Source organism: Wolbachia endosymbiont (group A) of Sphaerophoria taeniata, assembly GCF_947250735.1.
Classification (GTDB): Bacteria; Pseudomonadota; Alphaproteobacteria; order Rickettsiales; family Anaplasmataceae; genus Wolbachia.
The window spans coordinates 1,152,013-1,178,165 of record NZ_OX366344.1; the positions used below are offsets into that span (position 1 = coordinate 1,152,013).

The following is a 26,153-nucleotide window of genomic DNA, read 5'->3' on the forward strand; positions in this document are numbered from 1 at the left end:
GATATCAATATGATGCTACATTAGCCTTTGTCGTCAAGTTGTGAATTTTCTTGAATTTATCATATGGTCTTAATCCATCAAATATCAAAGGTGCCACAATGCTATAGCCATACTTATTCTTCTCTTGCTCAATTGTATTAGCAGATCTCACTTGCTTTAGCCGTATATTTATATAAAATTAAAATAAATTAGAGTAAATAAGTTATTATTTTACAATATTGCTATTTAAATGCTAACAAGATTCGCTCCAAGCCCAACTGGCTATCTCCACGTAGGAAACGTACGAACTGCTTTGGTTTGTTGGATGTACACACGTAATCAAAATGGAAAATTTCTACTCCGTTTTGATGATACTGACCTTCAGCGTTCAGATGTCAAATATATAAATAATATCATAGAAGACCTAAAATGGATTGGTATCGATTGGGATGCAAGTTTTAAGCAATCAGAGCGCTTTGAGCGCTATAACAAGGTGTTCTTGCAGTTAATAAAAGAAGGGCATATTTATGCATGCTATGAAACAAGAGAAGAGTTAGAAATTAAACGAAAGTTGCAATTAAAACAAGGACTTCCTCCTGTTTATGACAGAAGTGCATTGCTTCTAACTGAGCAAGAGAAAATCCATTATGAGCAAGAAGGACGAAGACCACATTTCAGGTTTAAATTGGATAGAAATGAAGTTGTTAAATGGAATGATGAAGTTAAAGGTGAAATAAATATTGCAACCAGTAGCGTCAGTGACCCTGTGGTAAAAAGAGAAGATGGAATTTATACATACATGCTACCTTCTGTTATTGATGACGTTGACTTTAATGTAACCCATGTTGTACGTGGGGAAGATCATGTAACTAATACCGCAGTTCAGATCCAAATGATTAAAGCATTAAAAGCGAAAATTCCTATATTTGCTCACCTTTCTCTACTACATTTTGATGATAGCAAGATATCGAAACGGAAAGGCGGGCTGGATATCAAGTCCATAAGAGAAGATGAGACTGAACCAATGGCGCTAGTTAGTTATTTAGTGAAGCTCGGAACATCCAATCCAATTGAAGCTTGCGCCTGTATGCAATCTTTGATTGACTCATTTGACATTAAAAAATTTAGCTCAGCATCTGTACAATTCAGCTTGAGTGAAGTATACAAGCTAAATAGCAAAGTGCTGCAACAAATGCCATTTGAAATGGTGCAAGACCGTTTAAATCAAATTGGAGTGGACTCCTCAGAGTTTTGGTATTTTATAAGGAACAATATAGAAAAGTTTTCTGAGGTGGCCAAGTGGTGGAAAATATGCAAATCTGATATAGAGCCTATGATTCTTGATAAGGAGCTTATAAAAATTGCGTTCAATGCATTGCCTCAAGGCGATTGTAACGAAAACACATTATCAGAGTGGGTAAAAGCTATTCGACAGACAGTGGATATAAAGGCAAAAGACTTATTTATGCAGTTGCGTTCAGCTTTAACAGGAACAGAAACAGGCCCAGAACTTGCTAAATTATTGATTTTTATCGGCAAAGAAAATATCATTGCAAGGTTAAAAAAAAAGTGAAAATCAAAAAATTATATAGTAACCAGACTGCATTCTGTGAAAAACACGATCTTTCATTTGAGCTTTCTTCAATTTAAAGTAAATACAGAAACTAGCTATCTTCAAAAATATAGTTGAATAATTGTTAATAATAGTGTATAATTATTAATATTTTCCAAGCATTATGGCTCTTTCAAAATTTCTCGATCCTCGCAATGATTTGTGTTTCAAAAAAATCTTTGGAACGGAAAAAAATAAGAATATCCTTATTCACTTTTTGAACGATATTTTAGGATTTGCTGAGGCAAGTGCAATACAAGAAGTAGAATTCTTAAGTACTATCATGGATCCCGAAATTGCCTCTGATAAACAAAGTATTGTTGATGTTCTCTGCAAGGATTCTATTGGTAATAGGTTTGTGATTGAGATGCAACTGGCTCGTGATAAAGGTTTTGAGAAACGCGCTCAACTATATGCTGCTAAGGCTTACTCAAGACAATTAGATAAATCTGGCAACTACATTGATTTAAAGAAAGTCTTCTTTATTGCTATTTCCAATTGTAACTTACTTCCTGAAGAAGTTGGTTATATCTCTACTCATAATATACGTGATATAAAAACCAACGGCCATTACTTAAAAGATTTTCAATTTGTCTTTATTGAGTTACCTAAATTTACAAAAAGCAAAGTAGAACAGCTAGAAAGCATAGTAGATCGTTGGCTATTTTTCTTTAAATATGCTGAAGAAACGACAGATGAAGATCTAAAGAAAATTGCAGAAAAGGCACCAATAATAAAGCTAGCATATGATGAGTTAGATAAGTTTCGTTGGAACGAAAAAGATTTAGTAGCTTACGAAGAAAGAATAATGGATCTACGCAAAGAAGAAGCCATTCTTGAATACAGACTTGATCTTGCTGAAGAGAAAGGTATAGAAAAAGGTATAGAGAAAGGAAAAATTGAAGTCGCAAAAGCAATGCTGGCTAATAATGTTGATGTCAACACTATTGTCAAGTGTACTGGCCTTTCTATTAGTGAGATTGAAGAATTAAGTGTGAACGGTTACATTACATAAAAGGTTTAAATATACTGGACATACTGATATACTTTCGTATTAAAAAATACCCAATAAGCAGAGTTGTGAGTGGAATAAACCACAAAATGTAAGTGCTAGGTGGGGTAGTTATAATTGAATTGCCGTAAGAATTTTTTAACTCTGAGATTATCTCTTCATCTGTGTATCCATCATTGATTTTTTTACGAATTGCTTCTCGCATATCATACGCAATCTGAGATCCAGATTCAGACAATGATTCGCCAGAACATATTGGACACCTTATTATTTCAAATAAACTGGTTGCTCGTTTTTCCATGCTTTTATCTCTGAGTTTATTATCCAGAGTAAAAGCGTTTACGCCTGAGTGAAATATCAATATGAAAAGTAAACTAACTACTGCTCTCATCCTTGGTTAATTGGGTTATTTTACTGAGTTGGTTCATAAAATCAGTGGTGGATAACTTTCCAATAAAGCTTGACCCTACATCATCATCGTACTTTATTGAAAATTGAACGCTGTCATCAGTTGTTTTTTCTGATAAGGAAGACATTAATTTTTCAAACGCATCTGAAGTTTTTGAGTCACCAATCATAAACGAGATTAATTCTTTATAATTTGATATAGCCACGTTGATTTTGTCTTTAAATGAAGACGTAACCAAATTATAATTTTGCATTCCACCATCTGCAGCAAGAGAAAAATTATTACTTTGAATTAAAAATTTCTCTATGTTGAAATTAACTCTGGAAGCTGAGATGTGGTTTACAAATTCGTAATCAAATTTAGTGTCGATACTAAGGTAACTTTCAGGACTTGCAGTATTTTTATACCGATAAGTATAAAAATCAAATCCTAGTTTAGTATTTCCACTTGGTTCTTTATCGAGGTGAAATTGAATGTAATTGCTTTTATCATTCACTTCAGTTATAACACTTTGCTGATTTTCTGAAACATCACATTTTAATCCATAATCTGCGTAACGAAGTGTATCTATATAGTCTATCACGGTACTATTTTTGTTGAATCGCAATGAAGATGGTAAATCATTTAGTCTAACAACAAAGTGGCTGCTATCGTTTGTGTGGCATTTTATATTCTTTTTCTCATGACCATGAACAACAATGTTGACTTCATTGCTTGGTATGTAGATATATACTGATTTATCAAACAATCTATTTTTTATCAATAAAGCATCAGATGAGATGGTTAATTGCTTATTGGAAAATTTTGGGTTTGTCACACGGAAAATTAGGTTAGAAGGAAGTCCACTGAAATCATGTGAAATATCAAACTTTTCGTCGTTAATGTATAGTATTGCTTCAGCTAAAAGATTTTTTACCTTACATGCAGAAAAATACCAAAAACCACCATACGCTACAGGAATAAACAAAAGTAAAGAGATGATAATATAGATAAAAATCTTACGCATAGCTAATTATTCCCCTGTTTATCCAATGATATATTTCTTGTACCCCTTGGTATGGTTACACACAAACCGTCGATATCTTTTGTGATTTTTATTTGGCACCCAAGTCTTGATGTCTCTGTTAAGCCGAAGGCTAGATCTAACATATCGTTTTCCTCATCAGATATGGGATTATGCGTTTCTACAGCATCATAAAATTCTGGATCAACAATCACGTGGCATGTAGAACAAGCAAGAGAGCCTTCACATGCACCTTCAAGCAGATCTGGATCACTTCTGTGGGCTAAATTAAGCAGAGTTTCTCCCTCTGCAGCTTCATAGCTTTTCTTACTCCCATCAGGTAAAACAAAAGTAACAGATGGCATATTATTCCTATTAAAATCCTTACTAATTTCTCTGTATTCTACAGGTAATAACTAATATTTGCAAACTCTTTGCAATTCCAGTGCCTATTTTTTGTCATCCAAGTACCCCTTTCTTGTCATTCAAGTAGCTGACTACTTGGATCCAGATTGGATACTGAGTTGGTGAGTATAAAAGTATAGCTTCTACGTCATACCGCCACGAACCGTCATACCGTGATTTATTCACGGTATCTCATCCGCTAACACGCAGCAGGATGAAGAGGTTATCGTCATGCTGCCGCGAACCGTCATACCGCCGCAGACCGTCATACCGCCGCGGTATCTCTAGATCCCGCTAACAAGTAGCGGGATGACGAATTACTTAACCGTCATACCGTGATTTATTCACGGTATCTCACATAGATCCCGCTAACAAGCAGCGGGATGACGAGTTTATCGTCATGTCACCACGAACCGTCATACCGCCGCAGACCGTCATACCGCCGCGTTATCTCTAGATCCCGCTAACAAGCAGCGGGATGACGGTTGTCATGGTGTCATGAAAGTAGCTGAAACTGGTTTCCATCCAAGAGGGTGTCATCCCAGTGCCCTGACTACTTGGATCCAGAAAACTTAACTCTACACCAAGTAAATGTACAATAAGAACTAGATTCCAGACTGAAATGACAAGTTCTCGGCAACCCCTACGTCATCCCACTAACACGTAGCGGGATGACGGTAAACCTAGATTACTTTAGCCATGAATGTTTAAGAAATTTACCAAACGAAAAAAAAGGCAAAAGAAGCCCCGAGTAGCGAGTTTTGACTCTATATTACTGTAAGTGGCGCTGTAATAATGTGCTGACGCTTAGTTTAAGCGCGATTTGGCTGAATGTAGAAAAAATTTAAAAGACATGCAGCCGCTATAATTTTATGTAATCCGCCAATAAATACCTGAGTTTTTTTACTGAATTTTGTTGTTGAGCCCGCGCGTATCAAAAACAAGTTTTGAGTCATAAATACCCTTAATACTACAATAAGGGGGCTGGCGGAGTTTGTCAAGGAAGTTTTTTCGTTTCTACTGAATGACAGTTGTGACCTATGCAAGAAGTCTGTTGTAGTTTGTACGATATCTTTATAAAATGGTTCGCATAAGTTATCTAGCAGTGCAACTAAACAAATACAAAAATCAAAACGTCGCGGTTTTTGGTCTTGGTAAAACTGGTTTATCCGCCATTAACGCTCTAATAAAGAGTGGTGCAAGAATATATGCATGGGATGATCATGAAGAGCAAATAGCAAATGCAAAAATGATGTATAAAAAATGTAATTTTATTCATCCCAAGGAATACAATTGGCATGAGATCAGTGCATTGGTTTTAAGCCCTGGAGTGCCAACAGAGCCACATTGGATAGTAAAACTTGCAAGGAGATTTGATTGCAAAATAAAATCAGACATTGAGCTATTTCTTGAAGCTAAAACTACGAACCAGAAGGTAATAGGCATCACAGGAACAAATGGTAAATCAACCACTACATCACTAATAGGGCACATATTAAAATCTGCAGGGAAAAAAGTAGCTATTGGTGGAAATTTAGGCGTTCCTGTTTTGGATCTAGAAAGAGATGCAGAAATTTATGTAATTGAATTTTCCTCTTTTCAATTGGAGTTGATGAATGAAATTAACGTGGACATTTCAGCACTGCTCAATATTACACCAGATCACATAGATAGGCATGGAAGTATGGAGAACTACATAGCAACTAAATTAAAACTGATAAACGGTAGTGAGGTTGCCGTAATAGGATGTGACAATGAGATTACTGCTGACATATTCAACAAATTCACTGGAAACAAAATTCCAATCTCAGCTTCGATGTCATCCTCTTTGTCATTCCAGCCACTTCTTTTGTCATCCCAGTGCTTGGCTACTCGGATCCAGAAGATCTCGTTAAAACTAGAGAATCATAGCTTATCAGTAAGCGACGTGAAAATAAACCTAATATCCAATGCAGAAAACATAGCAGCCGCATATGCCATATGTAAGCTACTTGGAGTAGATAGCAACACTATTATCAATGGAATCAAGTCCTTTTCAGGACTGAGGCATAGGAATGAACTGCTTGGCAAAATAAGAAATGTGTTTTTCGTGAACGATAGCAAAGCAACTAATGCAAAGTCGAGCGAAAAGGCGATCTTATCTTATGAAAACATAAATTGGATCGTTGGTGGAAGAAGCAAAAAAGGTGGAATAGAATCATTAAGCAAGCATTTCACGAGGATTAGAAAAGCTTTTCTTATTGGGGAATCAACCGAAGCCTTTGCAAACACTATGGAGAATAAAGTAGATTATGTTAGATGTTGCAATCTAGAAGATGCATTCAGATTGGCTTTTGAAGAGGCCTTAAATAGCGCAGAAGAAGTAACTATATTACTTTCTCCCGCGTGTGCTTCTTTTGATCAATGGAAAAATTTCGAGGAACGTGGTGAAGCATTTTGTAGAATGTTTGAAAATCTCAGGTACAATCACACATGCTGTTTAGTATAATGTTGCGTGGAACAAGATGAAATAAAGTTAATAATAGATAAGCTAATTAGGGTTATTCCATTTGAAGGGATAAGCGATGAAACCCTATTAAAAATTTGCACAGACCTTAATCTAGCTAATAGCTTTTGCAAATTTCAGAATGGAATATATAGCGCTTTGGAGCACATAGCAGAGGACTTAAATAGCTCAATGGAAGCTGAACTAAGAAATTCCAATTTAGAAGATATGAAAGTGCGAGAGCGGGTAAAGTTAGCTATTCAAATACGCCTTTCAAACTACGCTAAGCTACCGAATTATAGAGAACTTTTAAAAAATGTTTTATCATTCTCCGTATCACCAAAAAATACATATTTTTCTAGTAAACTTTTATACAGAACTATTAGCGCGATTTGGTATGGCATTCATGACCAATCAACAGATTTTAACTACTATACAAAAAGAGCAATATTAGCTGGAGTGTACTTAAGTACGATACTTTTTTTTATCAATGATTATTCAGAAGATTTTGCGGATACTTTATCGTTTCTTGATAACCGTATCAACAATGTCATGACATTTCAAAAATTCAAAACTCGCTTAAAAGGAATCATAGGAAATTTCTTATAAGCTTTTCATCATACTGGTTATTCATATTTATATTCTCTTGTTTTTTTTTGATCTTTATGTTAAAATAACTAAATATTCATTAACGATAAAATGAAAGTTATTTATCATACCAATAGTGATATCAAGCCAGAAGAAAATACAAAACACGTGATAAACTTTTTTGGAGTACTTGGGTGTATTAAGGTTAAGGCACTTGGTAAAGGTGCACCTAATGGGCAAGAAAGTAAGTTAGTTAAGCATTATTTTGACTATCCTTATTTTTCTAGAATTGTTAATCCAGAATTCTTTAAAAAAGAATTGAATGATGAAGAAAGAAAATTCAATAGGAGAATAGTATCACTATGGTTATGTTCTGCTATATTTTCTACTGCTTCTATTGTATCGTTATACTTGGCATACCAGAATCAAAAATCAAAAAAGGTACTTACAGGGTTATCTTTTGCATCAGTAGTGCTATCAATTTTGGCTACCATATGTTTTATCGTATTTTGCCTATGGATGCTTTTTGACTTTGTTAAGAAAAGGTTCGTTGTACATAGAATCAAAAGCTTTTTGGAAAATGAAGTTAGCCCTGAGTGGATAAAGCGTTACAAAAAAGAACTTGTAGGTGACGATAAGGAAGTGGATGCAGAAGCTCACGATCAAGAGTTAGGAGAAAATAAAGATATAGAAGATATCGTGGAGTTTCTCTTGGAAAGAAAGAAAATTGTAGCGCTATATGAATTTCTAACAAACGGTGAAAAGTTAGTTCAAGCTGGAATGGCAATGGTAAACATGTTACTTGTAAAAGGTGTGCATCCAAACGATATAATTTTGGATACTAACTCTCTTGGAGGAGGAATTGCAGCAGAAGTTTTAAAAAGGTTTGAAAAGCAAGGGATTTATTTAACGCTAATTCATAGTAATTCTTATAGCTCGCTTAAGGATGCAACTAATAACTTTCCTCATGGGGTAGGGAGTTTTTTCATGAGACGGCTTCCTGCAAAATTCTTGAATTTTTGGTTTAGTCGTTGCGGATTGGAATTTAATTCACGAGAGATTATAGAGAATACAAAATGTCCTGTATTGATTGTCGGTAGGAAAGGCGATACTGTGATTCCACAGGAAATACAACTTGTTGGTAAACTGAGTGATCAATCAACTGAAGAAAGGTTAAGAAGAAATAGAGTGCTTGAACATGATCCAGAAAGAGCTTGTGAGAATAAAAATATTCACATCGATCATGAAGAACATTTGGTATGGAAAGATGGCGAAAAATATGAAAGTTATATTAAAATAAAAAGTGATTTTATTGAGTTGGCGGATAATTATCTGGTAAGTAATAACTTTAATGGAGGTTATAAGCCTGAAGAATACAAAAAAAGCCATTTCTCAGGAAACTTGACGGAAATAGAACTGAAACCCATCAATGAAAAGTATATGCAAGTTTAAGTTAATAGAGAAAGAAAAATTATTCTTGCTATACCGTATGTACGTTCCAAGATTATACTGAAGTTTTTATTGCACTCAAAACCTTCGTTTTTCCTAATCTCTAGAATTATCAATGCATCATCACTTAACCAGCCTGAGTGAGCTAGTCCATTCAACGTTGATTCAACTAGATTGCTATTGTAAGGTGGGTCTATAAAAACTACATCGCACTTTGAAATAGGTTGTGGCAATTTGTTAGCACTGCAACAAATTAGCGTGACATTGTTCGTAATTCCAAAATCTTCTGCTGTTTTTTTAGGCAGTTGCAAATTGTAATAATCTGAATCCACCATGAATGCATGTTTAGCGCCGCGAGAAAGTGCTTCAAATGAAAAAGAGCCACTTCCGCAGAATAAATCAAGTACATTCAAGTTATAAATAGGTTTTCTTGAGGAAAGTATACTAAATATTGCTTCTCGGACAACACTCATAGTTGGCCGTGCAGCTAAATGCTTACCTGTAGTTATTTTTCTTCCGCGATATTTGCCTGCAATGATGCGTAGCATACTAAATAAGCTCCAAAATAACTAATTATTTAATACTATATGATTAATGTCAATATGGCTTTAGCAGTTTAATAGAGAGAAGCTATCGAGTCGCTTGTAAGAAAAACACAAACACAAAACTCATCCGTTATTTTTTTCTGATTTGCCTACTGCATTAATTGCTTGACCAATCTCATCTTGTAAACCACCATAATCATTTCTTTCATCATGATTTATCCCTTCAATTCTGCTTTCTAACTCCAGCTTAATTATAGTATTAATTTTATCTATGTTATCGAGAAAGCTTTTACATTCTTCATCACTATACTCTTCGCCAGATGCTTTTTTTTCAACAAATAGGTTTTTAAATCCTACTAAATCGGAATTCTGATCGGTATTCAGTACAACATTTCTCTCTACGAAGCTAAGATCTGATAGTAATAAACTAACCTCTAATAGATCTTCACTTTTAATGTTTGCAAGATTATCAAGATTGTCTAAAATATTAAACACCTTAAGCCTTTCTTGTGCAATCTCTTTGTCTTCCTTATCAAATTCAGACAATAAACTATGATTATCTACAAATTTCTCACTCAAAGCTTTATTTAATTTAGTGAGGTCGATATTGTTGTCTGGTGTGTTGTCTAATAGTAGATCTACTCTTGCCCTACGCGCATTTAAAATGTCATCGTAGTCATTTAACTTTATATTACCATCACCGTCTTGCTGCAGACCATAATAATTTAATCCTTTAAAGTTATGATTCTTCGTCATTATCACCCCTGTTATCAGCCCTTTCATTATTCTCACGTTCTGTATCTTCTCCAAAAAGTAATGAGGTGTCGTAATTTTCGCCTTCTTGATTTCTTTCTTTTTTTCTTCTAGCTCTTTCAGCACGTTTTTCTATAGCTTCCGGAGTATTAGTGTATTTTTCTGTGCCTAACTCTCGTGCTAATTCATTTGATTGATTAGACTTATTTTCCTTTAGTGGTTGATCAAGCTTGTCTTTTTCTGGTTCTCTCTTACGTCCGATAGTGTAATCATGAAGTTTTTCTAAGAAATCTCGCCTATGCGATTTTGCTCTATAGAGCAGATTACCTTGGTAACCATCTTTTTCTCCTGTACGGTGGCTAACTCCTATAGAATCAAGGCCATGCTCCCAAGTAAACTTCATAGCATCTTCTATTGTATAGCCCAAATGTGACCCTACATATCCTTTATAATAATCTAAATATTTACCAATCCTTCTATGTGTAATATCTTCTTTATCAACTCCAAATGCCCTATAAATTTTTTCCTCAAGCTTATCAATGTCATTTTCAGGCGATGTCACAAATTTTGTTGCTTCAATAGTAGCATTTACAAGTTTACGTGGCGCATCAATAGCATGTTTCAGTACACCTCCAACTCTTGGTATCCTACCCAGTAGATTAGCTGTACCTCCGGCTAATCTGTCTGGTAAATGAGTAGCCCAACTGCCTAAAGACTCTAGTTTTCCACCAGCAAAATCTTGCCACTTCTGCTTTAATCCTTCTGCTACACCAGCTAAAGGTGACGCATGATACATGCTAGATATGCTGTAAACGCTGTATCCACCACCGGCAATACTTGAGCCCATTTGTTGCACAAACTCACGTAAGGAGAACATTAAGAATGAGAGCAAGAATAATACAAAGATTTCCCCCGCATTGATTAAATAGCCCCTCTGTATGTCTTGCACCCTTTGGTAATCGCTATTTTCTTGATAATTTTTGCAATCCTCACAATCTTTACATTTCTGACAGTATTCACTGTTGGGATCCCTATATAATTTGTGCAAATCCTGTAATTGGCAATATGGCTCTCGTCTAATAACATCCTGCACCAAAGACTTTATCTCTCTTTTAAGATCTGGTCTTATGGTACCTTTTCTGTAGTCATCCACTATTTTCCTATAATTTTTACATTTTTCTTCATCTTGCTGAGGTTGACAGTAAAGCTCTGTTATTTTACTATTCATACCACCTATCTTTTTGTCTATATTGTTGATCAGTAATATAATGTTAGCCCTCTCTGATGCATGAGATAAACTATTTGTTAAGCGTACTAGATCCTTTGCACTACAGTTATTATCCACTACTATATCACTTTCCGCAATATAGTGGTCTGCTGGATTATCTTTAGTTCCAGGAATTGGATTAAAGAAAGGATAATCTATATAACGAAACCCTTTTATATGTTCACCATTTTTATCTTTAGGGTAATCCGGTGGAAGCGGGATATATCCAGCGCCTCCAGTAAATTTTATTGTACCACCTTCTCTGCTTATCTTTTCTATACCTTCTATGTTCTTATCTACGTTCAGCGGAGAAGCTTCTCCAAGAGTGTAAGGTACGAAAATTTGCCCTGGGGTCCAACCAAAGTACTGGTTATCAACGATACAAAAACCGCCAAACACCCATTTTGGAGCACATAACCTTACCTCAAACCATTTATTGTAGCATACAGTAAAACCTAACTGCCTATAAAAGGTATTCATTATAATGGAAGCCAGTAATGACAAGAGAGCAAATATCATAATCGACTGTAAACAAAAGCTGATGCAGAATTTTATCCAACCTTCAAACAGACTTTTCAGCGGTGAAAATAAAATAGAGATCAGGAACAATGGCATGATAGCTATAAGAAAAGCTATACCCATAAAACCAGAGAGAAATATTATGTAAGCATATAAGCACAGCAAGAAATATAAAACTATCCCTATGAAAATTGCTGGTATCATAAGTAAGCTTGCCCACATTTGGTAATGTAAAAACGCTGCAAACTTTTTCCAAACAGAATAAGCAAAAAACTTATTGAACATGTCCTCCATGAAGCTAAACAACTTAGCTTCATTTCCTTGAGCAATACTTCCGGTGTTCATGTTGGGAGCAAAATTAGTAATTATACTTATCAGTTGTTCAAGACCTTTAACGAATAGAACGAGAAAATGATCATAGAAAAATCTAAAACTTCCAGGAGATATAAGCACTATTACTAGAGTGATTTTCATCATTCTGATGAGCATATCATGCTTAGTTTCTCGTATCATGCCAAAAAGATAAAGAAGCGATGAAATCATTACAAATAGAACAAGCAAGGAAAGAACAAAATTGTGAAAACTTGAACCTTTTTTAACTATATTCTCAAACATAGTTTGCGCAGCCGCACACTCACTACCTTTACAATCTTTATTAGGTGAGATCAATAAAGTGTCTTTTAGATAATGATAAACTTCATTGAAAAATCCAAAGGTACCTGGTTTTTGTACTCCACCCAAAAACTCAAAAGAGTAGCCACCTACATTATCTAAGTAATATCTATCTAATATTTTTACATATATTTTCCATCCCTTTTCTAACTTCAACTCATTACAATTTCTGTCCTTTAATTCAGTGCTATCTCTGTCTAAAGTAAAAAGTCCATTGGCGCCCTCTGCTGTGGAGTTATAACCTAGATGTACAGTAGGATATTGAGGATCGCGCATTAACTTTAGATTTTCGTTAGGATCATCTTTCCCCGTTTGAAACAAAAGATAAGCACCATGACCATTGGTAAACCAACATGGAGCACCACGTGATACTGTATTTGCGCTATCATCTTCATTAATGCAGTTGCACTTTACAGTGCAACTTGCATCAGGCTTACTTGAAAATTTTTGTATGCTAGGTTTATAATCATTACAAACTAAGTGAAAGTCAGGTAGACTATTATCACCTGACTTGCCTTCAAATTTAGTTGCATATTTTAACTGCTCCAAGCTTTGTAAGGTATAACTGCCTTTTTTAGATTCCTTCTTGTTATTATTACTCCAAGATGTCCATGCACCATTAACTCGCACTATTAAGCTATCTCCATTGGTTTCTAATCCAGTATCTTTCCACTTCACCACTTGGTTATGGTGGAAACCATAATTAATTTCTCCAGTTTCAGGATCAATAACTTCTCCATCTTCTGGAATAAACGCATCGTGATCGTTTGTAAAATGAGCGCTTACTGCAATAGGTTCAGGACCAAAATAATCGGCAGATATGCACCTTGGGAAAGGCATATCGTTCTTACTACAACCTGTGATCAGCACATAAGCTGCAAGAAGTAATACCCTAAACCAACATTTGCCTAAGCGTGATTGCATATCTAAACTTTTTCCAAATATAGAAATAAATTTCTAAAACTTTACTTAAAATATCTTTTTAATTAGTTACTCCATAACATCATTCATATCTTACTTCTCTCCATTTCCTTCCTTGTTTTTAGCTTTATCACTAGGATCACTTCTTATTGTTTCATCAGGATTTTTTTGCTGACCTGATTGTTTTGGTGCTTCAGGTTTAGAGCTCCCCCTCTCCTTTTTATCAGGACCTTCTTGCTTACCTGATTGTTCTGGTATTTCAGATTTAGGGCTCATGGAATTATCCTTCACGTCAACTTCCGTCCGATCTTTACCCACTTGTTGCCTAATGTTCTGTATCATACCTTGGGTGTTATTATCAAGGCCAACAGCCGACAGTATAGCTTGTGATGCGCTACCGGCAACTTTGCTAACATTTTGAGCAGCTCCCCAACCAGAGCTGAATAGTGCTTGTGCCATAGTTTCTGATATAGTAACAAAAGCTTCCATTGCATTAGCAATAATTAAGTACATAAATGCTTGGATCAGATCTATGGGCAACGCTGCAAAGTGCCCACCAGCCCTTTCTCCGGTACTGAGTGCAACATCAACATTAGTGCCAGGACTGTATCCAAGAGGCAGTATTGATTTCATCAAGCACAGATCATACGATAAGAAATTTACGCTAATTAAACATTGATAGCATGCAGAAAAATTTGTGAGATTGTATAGAACTGAATACATCAACTGATTTAAAAGAGATAAAGATGAAAATAAAATAACTGGTTGTACTGCAACGTGAGCCAGCGTTTTTATCCAGTTATCAAACAAGGGTTTAGTCTGTTGAAATAAAATAAACACGATAAACAAAGGTGTTAATGACAGTAAAAACGCTACTAGAACAGTAGATATTACATATTTAAACGTAGCGCTAATAATGCATTTTAAAAACGCAAAAGTAGCGTAGAGTATTGCCAAAAATGCAATAAAGCCAAAAGGACCAGAGAGCATCAACGATAAAAACTTTAACCAAGTTTCTGCTGTGAATAATATTCCTGCTGTCAAGTCTAAGAATGCAAATTTTCTCCCCCCTTCCCCTATATAGCCAGAAAAGCTATCAACTAAATAAGTGCTACCATCTATAAAAAGTCTGGATAAAGTTGTACCAAAAAGTTCCCAGCTTCTATCGCTAAAGGCAAAAGCTATAAATGCTATCTTGAACATTCTTACAATGAAATCAAATTTACTTAGCTGTATTGTTCCAAGCATATAGCCAACGACAGTAAATATAACGTATAGAGTAAGCAAAGCTCTTACTCCTTGAAGAAGACCTCTTGCATATCCTTTGTATGAATCTTTAACGCTGTCACCAATTACTTCTTTTTTCATAAAACCAAATATCTTGTTTATATTTGATGAAATAAAATCATTAATTTTTCTTTTGACAAATAAAGTTACACTATACTTATTGTTTTCGTAATATTTGCCATTTTTGTCCGTAATGTCATCTCTCTCTACGTTGCTTACATCAATACCAAAATATATCTTCTTAGATTCTTCGTTCTGAAAGTGTTTTCCGCTTATTACACCTAATATAGTGTACTCATCTTTTCCGTCTACTCTTTCTCTTACCACTTTGAAATCATTAGTTCCCACACTATGCAAATCTTTAGGTGGCTCATCACCTAAATATACATATAATTTTTCGCCATTAATGTATTCACATGATCTAGTCACTTTAACATGGTACCCACCCCTATTAGCTCCATAATGACCATAATCTGCAATGGCAAGCATCACACTGCTACCAGGTGTTACACTTCCTATTGGATAGTCATGATTTAATTTCAGAGAAAAATCCTTAAAATTATCACTAATTTGCGAACACACATTATCCTTTCTTGCACCTACTTCATTATCTGGAAGACATTGCATACCTTTAGCAGTACCTTGATTATCAAGATCACCAATTTTTGCAACAGCAGTACCTTGATTATCAAGATCACCAATTTTTGCAACAAGAGCCTCAGCCCAGGAAATATCTTCTTTAGTGTTTATTGTAAAATCAATGTTAATCTGCTTGAGATCCCCTTTATTTTCTTCTCTCTTCTTAAGTTTATCTTCAACTTCTTTAAGGTGAGAATACATATCACATTTATTTCCTTTATCATATTTGTTATACCTTATAGAAGAGACACAGTTCCGTTCTTTGTCTTTATATGTATAATTCCATATACCCTTCTCGGTATAGCACACGTTCTGATAGTAACAATTAAGCTCATAAGAGCTGTACTTTTTCACCTCGTTAGAATCGAAGTTTTTTCCATCACATAATTCGTTCAATCCTATTTTAGCGCGGCGTAAATCGAGTAGCGAGCCATATATCCATGGTTCGTTGTCTTGAATATAACCTTTATTAAAATGTACCTTATTATCATATGGGGTATACCCATTGCCAACTAGCACTTTGCTTTCCTTTGCTTTTGTTTTATCAAGAGGTAAAAATTTTATTTTATTTCTCTTTCCATCCTTGCCCTCACAAAAAAATTCCTCTCCCTCTTGCTTGCTAACATTCAATATTTCACTTGCTGACACTTTTTCACCTCCTTCTTCAGCTCTATAACAATTGTCATCAAAGCTGATGCCTTTCCCTCCTGGATTATCATAATCAATTGTTATCTCCCTGGGAATTAAGCTGAAGCTTACCTTATCACCAGGATTTACTTTAATTCCAGTGTCCACATAACGTCTATTGCTGCCAAATTCTTTACCGCCGCACAATTCGTTTTCATTTACGCCTTTTTCATCAACGCCATAATTATTAGGCACATCGTTAATATTTGCAGCTTTACTATAATTTGGTTCTGAGCCATCAGCACAAAAGCTAGCTGGCACAAGTACTTTCCTTGGATTTTTACCTTCTTTAAGAGGGCAAAAATTTACTGATCCATCGAGGGTGAATTTGATTTCCTCACCCCCACTAATTACCTGACCAGAATCAACCCAATGAATTTTATCGGCTTTATGAACTGGAACATCCACATTAACGCTGGTGTTTCTGCTCTGCAACCCAGGCTCAACACACTCCATAGTACAACCAGTGATTGCAAGACACAGTATCAATAATAGTGATCTTTTACTTATCATTGCTGTCTTCCTGGTTGTGGTATCTGAGGCGTTGACCTTTGAGTCCCTTGTGGTATTTGAGGTCTTGACGCACCTGACTGTTGAAAAGTACCTCCTCCTCTTCTTTGAACGCTTTGTTCATCTAACCCTACTGTTCCCATTAAGCTTTGTTGATATTCTTTTCCAGGTTCGTTTTGCACATAAGCACCAAACAACGAGTCAGATATTGCCGAAGAAGCTTTAACTAAAGCTTTCATAGCGTGTCCCAAAATAACAAAAGCCATCATAGCGGTAATATTAGGTGTATATTTGGAAGCATAACCATAGAAGATACAAGGGTTAAAAATCTTTAGGTTAATACTAAGTATACACGTAGAGCAGACTTCAAAATCAAATACTGAATATATGATATAATCCATAACCTGACTTATCAGTGATATAAAAATTAAAAGCACTACTGGATGAATCGCAAATCTTGCTAAATTTTTAACCCAGTTGTGAAACATCTGCCTAGTATACGCAAATAAAAGACAAATAATAAAAATAGGTGCTAAAGAAAGCAATAACGCAACTATTGCTATAGATGTAATAAAAGAAAATAAGGCATTAAAAATAGATAAGCTCACTGTGATTAAACCCCAAATCACCAAGCAAAAAGATACAATGCCCAAAGGGCCAGAAAATATAAGAGATACTATTAACAATACTGAATGCGATGACAGAAATCTATTTAACGGCAAATCAAGAAACTCAAAAACATTTGAAGTAGTGCCTCTGAAATTTGCTATTTCTATTAACTGTCTTGGGGTGTTAATAAAAATAGAAAATGCATTGTTATAAAAAAAATTCCAACTGTTGTCCTGCAGCAGCTGGGTAATAACTCCTATCTTTACGCATATAATTAGAAACTCATATATAGAAATATGAGTTAATCCAAAAAAGTAGTAAAGGGTATATAAGATTATGTATAATACTAACAGCGATATTATCGTAGATCTAATTGTGTTTGTTTTGTTTGATTTTAGAAAACTTTCGTAAAGATGCTTTACAGGACTAGTATCAGAGTGAATCGCGTTGGAGTCTTTATAGCTGGAACCAAAAAATGCAGTTTTTACTTTTTCGTCAAAAAAATTATAGATTGCACTAAAAGTTCTTGTAGGTGGCTCTTTAGTTGTTAGGTTAATGCTAAACTGACCTTCATTTTTGTAATCGCAGCCATGGTCTCTTATTCCGTAATATATGTTGCCTGTTTTGTCTTTTAACTTTTCTTTTAAGCCTTCCATGTACTCAGTATCATGAACTTGGCTAATATCCACAGATATATCCGCTTGGTCTTCACCAGGCTTATGGTCAGGGAATTTATCAGAAACACGTATATATAAGTTATTTTTTAGGCTATGGTTCTTTGTTACCCTTATGTTGAAACCACCTTTGTCATTTCTATCGTAGCAGTGCTCGTCATTTCTACTACATAAACTAAAAGTTAAACTTGGTGTTCGATGGTATTTTTCTATCTTATAATCACAGTTAGTACATATGCCACCTGTTGGAATGTATTCAAAATCTTCACCATCCATGTGAACACGTAATAGTGTAATGTCAGTTTTTACCTGTTTTTCCTTTAATACGTTACTAATAGTTTCAGCAATAACAGATTCACCACTAGAATTTAAAGCATTGAATATCTCACCTTCTATACTATTGTATTCAATATATGCGCAACCTTTGTTTCCGCTGTCGGAAGGAAATTTACATATACGTCCGCAGAGTAAATTCAAAATGCGCGTATCTATTTTGCTTTTCTGATCACTTGAAAGCCCCCTGCAGTCTATATTTCCCCCTTCTTGTTTTATAGAATTGATGACATTTTTAATCTTTTTTTCATCTTGATCTAACTTCGAAAAATCTGAATCCCAGTACTCTTTTCCATTCAACCATTGCGCATCGCCTATTATATATTTATTAGGACATATTCCATCTTGAATACTACCTTGACATTCTTCTTGATTTAAAACATGTGCAAAATGTTCCGTTTCTTGCTCGCTACACTTTTCATCGATTTTCACATACCTGATTTTTGTCTCACTCTCTTTATCTTTACACACTTTACTTCCAATAACACTAAAGCTTATCGTATCGTCTTTTTTAAGTGCAAATGGTAATGTAACGTCATTTCTCCCAGGCCTAATTGCAAAATCTGCATACTGCTTAGGACAAAAATTAACCTTACTAGGCACTATATTAATCTCTGTTACGCTTCTTATCCCATCTGAGATGTAAACACCAGAATCAACCCACTTCTGCTCTGTTGACACTATATCTAGTTTTTCACGCAAACCTGATAAATTTTCTGGCTTAATACAGTGATCCTCCCCGCATCCAGACAATAAAAAAAGTACCACAAAACTTATGCATAGCTTACCCAAGTTTTGGTTACTTAAACGTTTAAGCATCTGTTACTTACCTTAACTAGCATCACCGCCACCTTAGTTAATCTTTTCGCTGGAACTTTTACCACTATCTCCACCTCCTCCACCAGCACCACCTCTTGCCTTCTTGACAGCCGCAGCAGCAGCTTGACCAACACCTCCAGCAGCAGCTTTGGCAGCAGATAAAGCTTTGCCCACCATTTGTCCAGGTGTACTACCAGAACCGAGTAATGCTCTATGGTTACCAGCAAGTTCAGCAGCCATGTTAGGAAGAATGTTTAAAAAGTGGTAAAAGAGGAATAACACTAGACACAACTTTAATAACTCTCCGATGAGAGAGCTGCCAAACTCCATGTATGTAAAGTCGAATAGACCAAGTATGCTGCTCTTTTTAAAGCTATAATTTTGCATCATACATGCAAGAGTAGTTTCATTTTTATCACATTCCCCATCTTTCAATTTAAACCACTGTTTTTTCTTACTATATGAGATTTCTGCTTGTTTCTTTTCATATGACTTGTCCGGTTGTTCATTTTTATACGACTCGTCCAGTTCAAAATTTAAATTTTTAAAATAGATCTTATCACATGCTATGAACATAAAGGACAAAAACGCAAAAAGGATAACCGGGTATAAGCTATAGGTAATCAACTCTTTCACCCAGCCGTCAAAATATCCTTTGGTGTGTTGGAATAAAACCATAGGAATAAACAAAGGTGATAGAATAACAATTACACTTAAAGCAACTAGAGATAAAATAAATACATAGCACAGCCACAAAATAACCATCATCATCAGAACGGCCATAAATATACAGACAAGAGCTACTAAAATTTGTCCACCAGCGAAAATAATACCAATCACCGAACCTGCAACTAACAAGACAGGAGCAGCACCAAGCAAGACTGCTAACGTTGCAACACCTCCAGTACCAATTTTGCCACCAATTCCATCTAAAGGGGCACCTAAATAAAATAAAATTCTACAATCAAGCCTATCCCAAGGTGCAAGATAACTGTAAGATACCTTCTTTCCTTCACGAGTATATTCATAATCTGTACCTGCTTTATAATTACATATGCCTTTACTTTCAGATGACGCTTTTAGCACTATCTCTGACAAACCATTTGAGAGACGAGTTAATTCTCCATAATAATGAGACATGGTACTGCCTGTTGTGAAGTAAATCACTAAAGCGAATTTAATAATCAACATGTACATCTCTTGTGGACTGCGAACTCCACCAGACATAGCTTTTATAGAGAACAGTATTAAAGCTAAAACCAAAACAGCAGTTACAGTGTTTTTCAACCTCTTTTGTGCTACAGATAAGAAACTGCCCTTGTTATGTCCATCTTTATCTTTAAGTGGGCTGCCACTTGAATCAATACCTGCAACTAAATTATCTAACGATTCCTTAATGCATTGCACTATCATAGAAGTCACGGGAATAGGAGCTAATGATTTACTCCCTGCCTGGTTATAGCAAGCTTTAGAGACATACGAGCTAAAACAGCGAGCATTATCATAACCTACAAAAACTTTTCCTTTTTCTTCCGTTTCCCTTATCAGAGTTTTGTAATCTTTCTTGGGATCAATTTCTATTGGCTTATCAGTATTAACACTGGCCTTATCCTTGAAAATCATCATAGATTTTTCACACATAGGAGCAAGTGGGTCAGGTGGCAATTCCGTGCACCCCATATCAACCCCTTGCGGCCAAGGAGTCATTTCGATACCAAGCATTCTCACACTTGCTAACTCCACACACAATCTGCCCATTTTTCTCACTGCTTTAAATGTTGACCCATGTATGGTTTCGCTTTGCCCAGCTTTAAGAACTTTACATTTCAGCTCACCATCGACCGTCGGGGACCATGACCCATCTACATATCCAGTATCTTTTTCCCTTACATCAAAGTCTATGTATCCAGGTTTTTCTCTGGAATCAAAGTCTTTCTTGTTAAAAAGATTACCAAAAGTTAAAGGATTTCGATGACATATTTCTATATATTCACTGTATTGCACACCGTTTTTTGGCCAGTAATAACTTTCTGTACTCTCCTGAACGTTAGAATTTAAGGCTTCTTTTTCTGCTCTTTTCCCGTCATAGTCTTTTTTGTTCACGCCTTCCCGAGCTTTATCTTGCAAACAAGAAAAATATTCATCTTCTGTTTGGTAATTTTTATTGGTACAGCCACTATAACCTGTGTCTTCTAATTTAAAATTTTTGTATTTTCCATCATGACCACGTGCAACTGGGTGTTTAACAAAACTATGTTCACAAACAACAAGCCCCCCTATTGCTTTCCAGACTCCAACAATTGCAGCTATCATTCCAACAATAACAAGAGCGGTAAACAAACCAGCAGAAGAGACGATTAAGACAATGCCAGTAAATATTGCGCCAACAGCAATCGCTATTCCAGCAAGTGCTGCAGCTGTTTTAAACGCCCCACAATCAGGATTAGAGGCACGACTGAAGCTGCCAGTGGAATTAAATCTGCTAACAAATTCTGTCTTGTCAGTACCACTTACTCCATCTGCAAGCACTGGATATGAGAGTAAAAAGTCTATATTTAGTAAAAATATCGCAATTAATAGCAATGACAGCTTAGTCTTAAACATTTTTTACCTTCTGATAAAATATAGGCAACCATACTTTTGGGTTGTCCCCAACTTCATTTAATATATCGTGTAACAATAGAACACTTTCTGCACGTCCGGATAATACGTTGATTATATCATCTAAGTCTTTTAAGTCTATTCTAGCTACCACAGCATTAACTCCTTGTTTCACCAAAAAGAATCTAGTACTCGGATCTGTGTGCTTAATTAATATATATTCACGTTCAGTTAACATAAAAACATCCCGATAGACACTAGTAGCTTTCAGATTTGGTAAAAAAATCTGTGTCGCTGTTTGTTGTACAAGCGTATCGCTAATAGCACTTTTACTTGCATCCTCAACACTCTGAGTAGCAAAAATCACAAAAGCATTTAGTTTTCTCAGTACCTTCAACCAGTCTTTTATCTTGGGTGCAAAAACTGGATTATCTATTAATGCCCATGCCTCATCAAGAACGATAATAGATGGAGTGCCATCAAGAGATATACTAATCCTATGAAATAAATAAATCAATACTGGTCCAAGGGCAACAGGATCTTTGAGCAAGCTAGCCATCTCAAAACCAAATACTCTTGCTCGTGAAAAATCTAGCAAATCTTCTTTATTGTCAAATATTGCAGCATGAGAACCATTATCATGCCACATAGATATTGCCCCAGCTAGAGTATCAGGACCTGCAAGTCCTAAAAACGGTACAAGGTTTCTCAAGAACCTGTCTTCTTTTCTTAATTTAAAATTTCCTTCAATTGCATCATTAATTCGTGCAATATCTTCTGAAGTAAATTTATCATTATATACCGAAATTAAAGACTTTATCCACTCCATTAAAAATGTTCTATTATCAGAGGTGTCATCAAGTTGCAAAGGATTAAAATTTGTTTTAGTTCTTGGTTCTATTACAGTATAGATACCACCAAGTGCTCTTAAGAAAATCTCTGCACCGCGATCTTTGTCAAAAAAGAATATCCTTGGAGAAAATTTTATCGCTTGAGCACATAAGAAATTCATTAAAACAGTTTTACCAGCACCAGTTGGGCCAATTATCATAGTGTGTCCAACATCCCTTATATGAAAGTTGAAAAAAAATGGAGTACCAGATGTCGTGTCGAAAACTGTAACGGCATCTCCCCAGTGGTTATTGAATTTATTACCAGTAGGATAATTATGTTGAGATGCAAATCCAGCCAAATTAAGACTACTTATTGTAGCTTTTCTCACTATATAATCGAAATTACCAGGAATTTGCGCCCAAAATGCTGGTTCAAGGTTAACTCTCTCACGGACAGGGTAAACACCGCAATTAGAAAGCTCTGATTCTACCAACGACAGAGCGTTATCCAATGATTTAGGACTTTTTTCTATACATAAAATAGTCAGGTGATGTTGACCAAATGCAATCTTACCACTCATTGCGTCATCAAGCGCTTGAGAAATTTCTGCTATTTGAGAAATAGCTTTATCTGCAGACTGTATCATTCGATTTTGCTGTATCTGCATTTTTCCAATCGCCATTTGCCTGTTTATAAATTGAAAAGATTGCGTAATTATAAACTCGTAAGGAAGTTGTAAAAACGAATCAAGCATTCCTGCAGAAGTATGATTTCCATATTCTTTGATACTAACTACTCCAGCATATTTACTCTCATTATGAGTCACAACCTGTATCATCTTACGGCCAAAGAATAACCTATGTACTGGTAAGTATCTTGATATTTCAGTTCTTAGCGGAAAAAGCGTATTTGTAACGAAGCCACAATTTACGATTCTAGATAGAAACTCCATTATTTCGCAGAACAAACCATCTGGAGTTTCTTTTACTCCAAGAATTTTAGGCGAATAATTTCTAAGGCTTGTCATTACACGATTTGTCGTTTCCTCTAAATCTTCATACGTGGCACGCATATCACTTTCCCAAGCATGTTTTGAAGTTACATGTCCGAATTTTTTTAGTAGATATGACAAAAATTCTACTCCTTTTGTGTCTGCTCTACGGATAATCGTAATGTATAGGTCATTAATAAATGATTGCCTTGTTGCGTGTTTTTCTCTCCATTTTAGATTTACGTGATTAGCGAAAAAATTCGGCAAACCTTGACTTGCAAATTCATCAGAAAAAATATTTTTTTTACGTCTGATAGTATGAAAATACAAACTAAATGCCGGAGATGAAATGCTTCTGAGCATCTGATTCCTGATATTATTTTGTATTACTAAATCCTCGTCATCGGCGGTTTCAAATGCAAAGCCACTTAATTTTATAACCTTAACCAACCAATTTTCTTTTGTCATCAAGGTTGTGCTATTCCAATAGCAAGAATAAGGAATAAATTCAGCAGCGTGAACTTCCCTGCTCAGAGTAGATTTACTCTTTGATTGAATAGCCCTAAACCTCAGCATCACACAACATTAAGCAATATCATAAGAATTGGCTCCATGATAAAAACGATTTAAACATTTCGAGCACTTTCCTAATTTTACCATAAATAATTCAATAAACAAAGGTTCTTTTGCAGAAGCTATATAGCCAAGTCCATGTATACCTGGTAACATTAAGAGAATCACTCTCAAATCATTTGAATTAATGAAAATTAGCAGGCAAATCAGGACGTTTAATATTGCAAACATATAACTCACACCAAAGAGCATTGCAGGTCTTGTAAGACCTTTAAATAATTGATCTGTTTGTATACTACCTGTGGACATATCTTTAACCTTCTAATAATAGCTCTAACACTAATACTATATCATTATATTAAAAATCCATTGAAACTAGTAGCACTTTAAGTTAAGATACATTGATTAATAATTTAACCCAGATAATGACAAGTTGGCCATTTCAAGAAGCAGAAAAAATATTGCAAGAGTTTCCTAATAAAAAAGAAATAATATTTGAAACTGGTTATGGACCCTCTGGTTTACCCCACATAGGAACCTTTGGAGAGGTTTTCCGCACTACAGTTGTTGTAAATGCATTAAAAAAAATAGCTCCTGGTATAAAAACCAAAATCATTGCAGTTTCAGATGATATGGATGGTTTGCGAAAAATACCAGATAATGTGCCAAATCAAGAGATGCTAAGGGAGCACTTAAATAAACCATTGACTATGATACCCGATCCATTTGGCACTCATGAGAGTTATGGTCATCACATGAATTCGTTGTTGTGTAAATTTCTTGATTTGTTTGAATTTGAATACGAATTTAGGAGTGCAACAGAGTGTTATAAATCTGGCGTTTACGATGAAAAACTTTTATTCCTGCTGAAAAATTATGATAAAGTGATGGACGTAATGCTTCCATCATTTCGGGAAGAAAGGCAGCAGACTTACAGTCCATTCTTGCCGATATGCCCAAAAACTTCCCAAGTTTTACAAGTTCCAGTAATTGAAACAAATACAGATAAAGGAACAATCACGTATGAAGACCCAAACGGGGAAAAAATAGAAGTTCCAGTGACAAAAGGAAAATGTAAACTGCAATGGAAACCTGATTGGGGAATGAGGTGGGCCGCATTTGGAGTAAATTATGAAGCTCACGGAAAAGATTTAACTCCATCTGCTGTGCTTTCAAGTCAAATATGTGAAATACTTGGAGAAAAGCCACCACTTCTGTTTTGCTACGAGCTTTTCCTTGATAAAGAAGGAAAGAAAATATCAAAATCAAGAGGAAATGGCATTTCGATTGAAGAGTGGCTAACTTACGCACCAACGGAGAGTTTATCACTGTATATTTTTCAGAGTCCTAAAAAAGCTAAACGTTTATATTCTGATGTGATACCAAAATCAACCGATGAGTATCTAGAGTTTGTAAGGTGCTATAATGAGAGTAAAGAAAAAGATATAAATAATCCTGCATGGCATATTCATCAAGGTGAAGTTCCCAGTATAGAAACTTCAGGTATAAATTTTACGCTACTTTTAAACCTAGCGGCGGCTTGTAACGCTGAAAACAAAGAGATTCTCTGGGGTTTTATATCCACTTATGCACCAAGCGTCACACCAGAAAATAATAAAATGCTCGATAGACTTTCAGACTTTGCAGTAAAGTATTACCACGATTTTATCAAACCAACAAAATCATATAAAACTCCAAATGCAAAAGAGAAAGAAGCGTTACTAGATTTGAAGGACACTTTACATTCTCTATCTACAACTGTTACTGCTGAAGAAATTCAATCTCAGGTATTTTCTATTGGAAAAAAATATGATTATACCAACTTACGTGACTGGTTTCAGCTATTATATGAAACGTTACTTGGCCAAAAAACCGGTCCAAGAATGGGATCTTTCATAAAGCTTTATGGAATAGATAATACGATTTCTCTCATAGAAAGCGCTACTAAATGTATACTTTAGAGTTTACCTTCTTTCA

The 26,153-nt window shown here is 35.4% G+C and carries 19 protein-coding genes; 6 read left to right on the forward strand and 13 right to left on the reverse strand.

Annotated features, from left to right (window positions below; translation table 11 throughout):
• Nucleotides 1-4: 4 nt before the first annotated feature.
• Nucleotides 5-151, reverse strand: a complete 147-nt coding sequence (locus tag OOK84_RS05675; protein WP_264687924.1) for a hypothetical protein — start codon at nt 149-151, stop codon at nt 5-7.
• Between the two features lie 78 nt (nt 152-229).
• Between OOK84_RS05675 and gltX the strand changes: the two genes are divergently transcribed.
• Nucleotides 230-1,552, forward strand: coding sequence for a glutamate--tRNA ligase (gene gltX, locus OOK84_RS05680; protein ID WP_264731518.1), 1,323 nt, complete (start codon nt 230-232; stop codon nt 1,550-1,552).
• A gap of 163 nt (nt 1,553-1,715) precedes the next feature.
• Complete coding sequence (locus OOK84_RS05685) at nt 1,716-2,606, forward strand: Rpn family recombination-promoting nuclease/putative transposase (RefSeq protein ID WP_264731520.1); 891 nt, start codon at nt 1,716-1,718, stop codon at nt 2,604-2,606.
• Here OOK84_RS05685 and OOK84_RS05690 read toward each other — a convergent pair.
• From OOK84_RS05690 to OOK84_RS05705, 4 genes are all read right to left on the reverse strand, one after another.
• Nucleotides 2,599-2,994 (reverse strand): cytochrome c-type biogenesis protein CcmH, encoded by a 396-nt coding sequence (locus OOK84_RS05690; RefSeq protein ID WP_264731522.1) that lies wholly within the window; start codon nt 2,992-2,994, stop codon nt 2,599-2,601. The two genes, OOK84_RS05685 and OOK84_RS05690, sit on opposite strands and share 8 nt — an antisense overlap.
• On the reverse strand, nt 2,978-4,018 hold the full coding sequence (locus OOK84_RS05695) for a hypothetical protein (protein ID WP_264731524.1): 1,041 nt from the start codon (nt 4,016-4,018) through the stop codon (nt 2,978-2,980). The genes OOK84_RS05690 and OOK84_RS05695 overlap by 17 nt, the downstream gene beginning before the upstream one ends.
• Before the next feature lie 2 nt (nt 4,019-4,020).
• Entirely contained in the window at nt 4,021-4,380 is a 360-nt protein-coding gene (locus OOK84_RS05700) for a ferredoxin family 2Fe-2S iron-sulfur cluster binding protein (RefSeq protein ID WP_064125547.1), read from the reverse strand.
• 94 nt (nt 4,381-4,474) lie between these two features.
• Nucleotides 4,475-4,606: a hypothetical protein gene (locus OOK84_RS05705; RefSeq protein WP_264731526.1), complete on the reverse strand. Its 132-nt coding sequence runs from the start codon at nt 4,604-4,606 to the stop codon at nt 4,475-4,477.
• A gap of 895 nt (nt 4,607-5,501) precedes the next feature.
• Between OOK84_RS05705 and murD the strand changes: the two genes are divergently transcribed.
• From murD to OOK84_RS05720, 3 genes are all read left to right on the forward strand, one after another.
• On the forward strand, nt 5,502-6,908 hold the full coding sequence (gene murD, locus OOK84_RS05710; protein WP_264731528.1) for a UDP-N-acetylmuramoyl-L-alanine--D-glutamate ligase: 1,407 nt from the start codon (nt 5,502-5,504) through the stop codon (nt 6,906-6,908).
• Nucleotides 6,909-6,914: 6 nt separating this feature from the next.
• The gene (locus tag OOK84_RS05715; RefSeq protein ID WP_264329272.1) at nt 6,915-7,514 is read left to right on the forward strand and encodes a COQ9 family protein; all 600 of its coding nucleotides are present in this window, start codon (nt 6,915-6,917) and stop codon (nt 7,512-7,514) included.
• A gap of 90 nt (nt 7,515-7,604) precedes the next feature.
• Nucleotides 7,605-8,945: a hypothetical protein gene (locus tag OOK84_RS05720; RefSeq protein ID WP_264731530.1), complete on the forward strand. Its 1,341-nt coding sequence runs from the start codon at nt 7,605-7,607 to the stop codon at nt 8,943-8,945.
• On the opposite strand, the gene rsmD is transcribed toward OOK84_RS05720, so the two are convergent.
• From rsmD to OOK84_RS05760, 8 genes are all read right to left on the reverse strand, one after another.
• Nucleotides 8,942-9,490 carry a 16S rRNA (guanine(966)-N(2))-methyltransferase RsmD gene (gene rsmD / locus OOK84_RS05725; protein ID WP_253309159.1) on the reverse strand — a complete coding sequence of 183 codons (549 nt, stop codon included), beginning with the start codon at nt 9,488-9,490 and terminating at the stop codon, nt 8,942-8,944. The two genes, OOK84_RS05720 and rsmD, sit on opposite strands and share 4 nt — an antisense overlap.
• A 120-nt stretch (nt 9,491-9,610) precedes the next feature.
• Nucleotides 9,611-10,243 (reverse strand): WD_0853 family protein, encoded by a 633-nt coding sequence (locus OOK84_RS05730; protein ID WP_264731533.1) that lies wholly within the window; start codon nt 10,241-10,243, stop codon nt 9,611-9,613.
• On the reverse strand, nt 10,227-13,622 hold the full coding sequence (locus OOK84_RS05735; protein WP_264731535.1) for a TrbL/VirB6 family protein: 3,396 nt from the start codon (nt 13,620-13,622) through the stop codon (nt 10,227-10,229). The genes OOK84_RS05730 and OOK84_RS05735 overlap by 17 nt, the downstream gene beginning before the upstream one ends.
• A 90-nt stretch (nt 13,623-13,712) precedes the next feature.
• Nucleotides 13,713-16,745: a TrbL/VirB6 family protein gene (locus OOK84_RS05740; RefSeq protein WP_264731537.1), complete on the reverse strand. Its 3,033-nt coding sequence runs from the start codon at nt 16,743-16,745 to the stop codon at nt 13,713-13,715.
• Nucleotides 16,742-19,177: a TrbL/VirB6 family protein gene (locus OOK84_RS05745; RefSeq protein WP_264731539.1), complete on the reverse strand. Its 2,436-nt coding sequence runs from the start codon at nt 19,175-19,177 to the stop codon at nt 16,742-16,744. Before OOK84_RS05745 ends, OOK84_RS05740 begins: the two co-directional genes overlap by 4 nt.
• A 33-nt stretch (nt 19,178-19,210) precedes the next feature.
• Nucleotides 19,211-21,781, reverse strand: a complete 2,571-nt coding sequence (locus OOK84_RS05750) for a TrbL/VirB6 family protein (RefSeq protein WP_264731541.1) — start codon at nt 21,779-21,781, stop codon at nt 19,211-19,213.
• Nucleotides 21,774-24,179, reverse strand: coding sequence for a VirB4 family type IV secretion/conjugal transfer ATPase (locus tag OOK84_RS05755; protein ID WP_264732588.1), 2,406 nt, complete (start codon nt 24,177-24,179; stop codon nt 21,774-21,776). The genes OOK84_RS05750 and OOK84_RS05755 overlap by 8 nt, the downstream gene beginning before the upstream one ends.
• Nucleotides 24,180-24,188: 9 nt before the next feature.
• A complete protein-coding gene (locus OOK84_RS05760) occupies nt 24,189-24,485 on the reverse strand; it encodes a type IV secretion system protein VirB3 (protein WP_253307377.1) in 297 nt (98 codons plus the stop codon).
• A 116-nt stretch (nt 24,486-24,601) separates the two neighbouring features.
• On the opposite strand from OOK84_RS05760, the gene OOK84_RS05765 reads away from it, so the two are divergent.
• The gene (locus OOK84_RS05765; RefSeq protein ID WP_264731543.1) at nt 24,602-26,137 is read left to right on the forward strand and encodes a lysine--tRNA ligase; all 1,536 of its coding nucleotides are present in this window, start codon (nt 24,602-24,604) and stop codon (nt 26,135-26,137) included.
• Nucleotides 26,138-26,153: the final 16 nt, after the last annotated feature.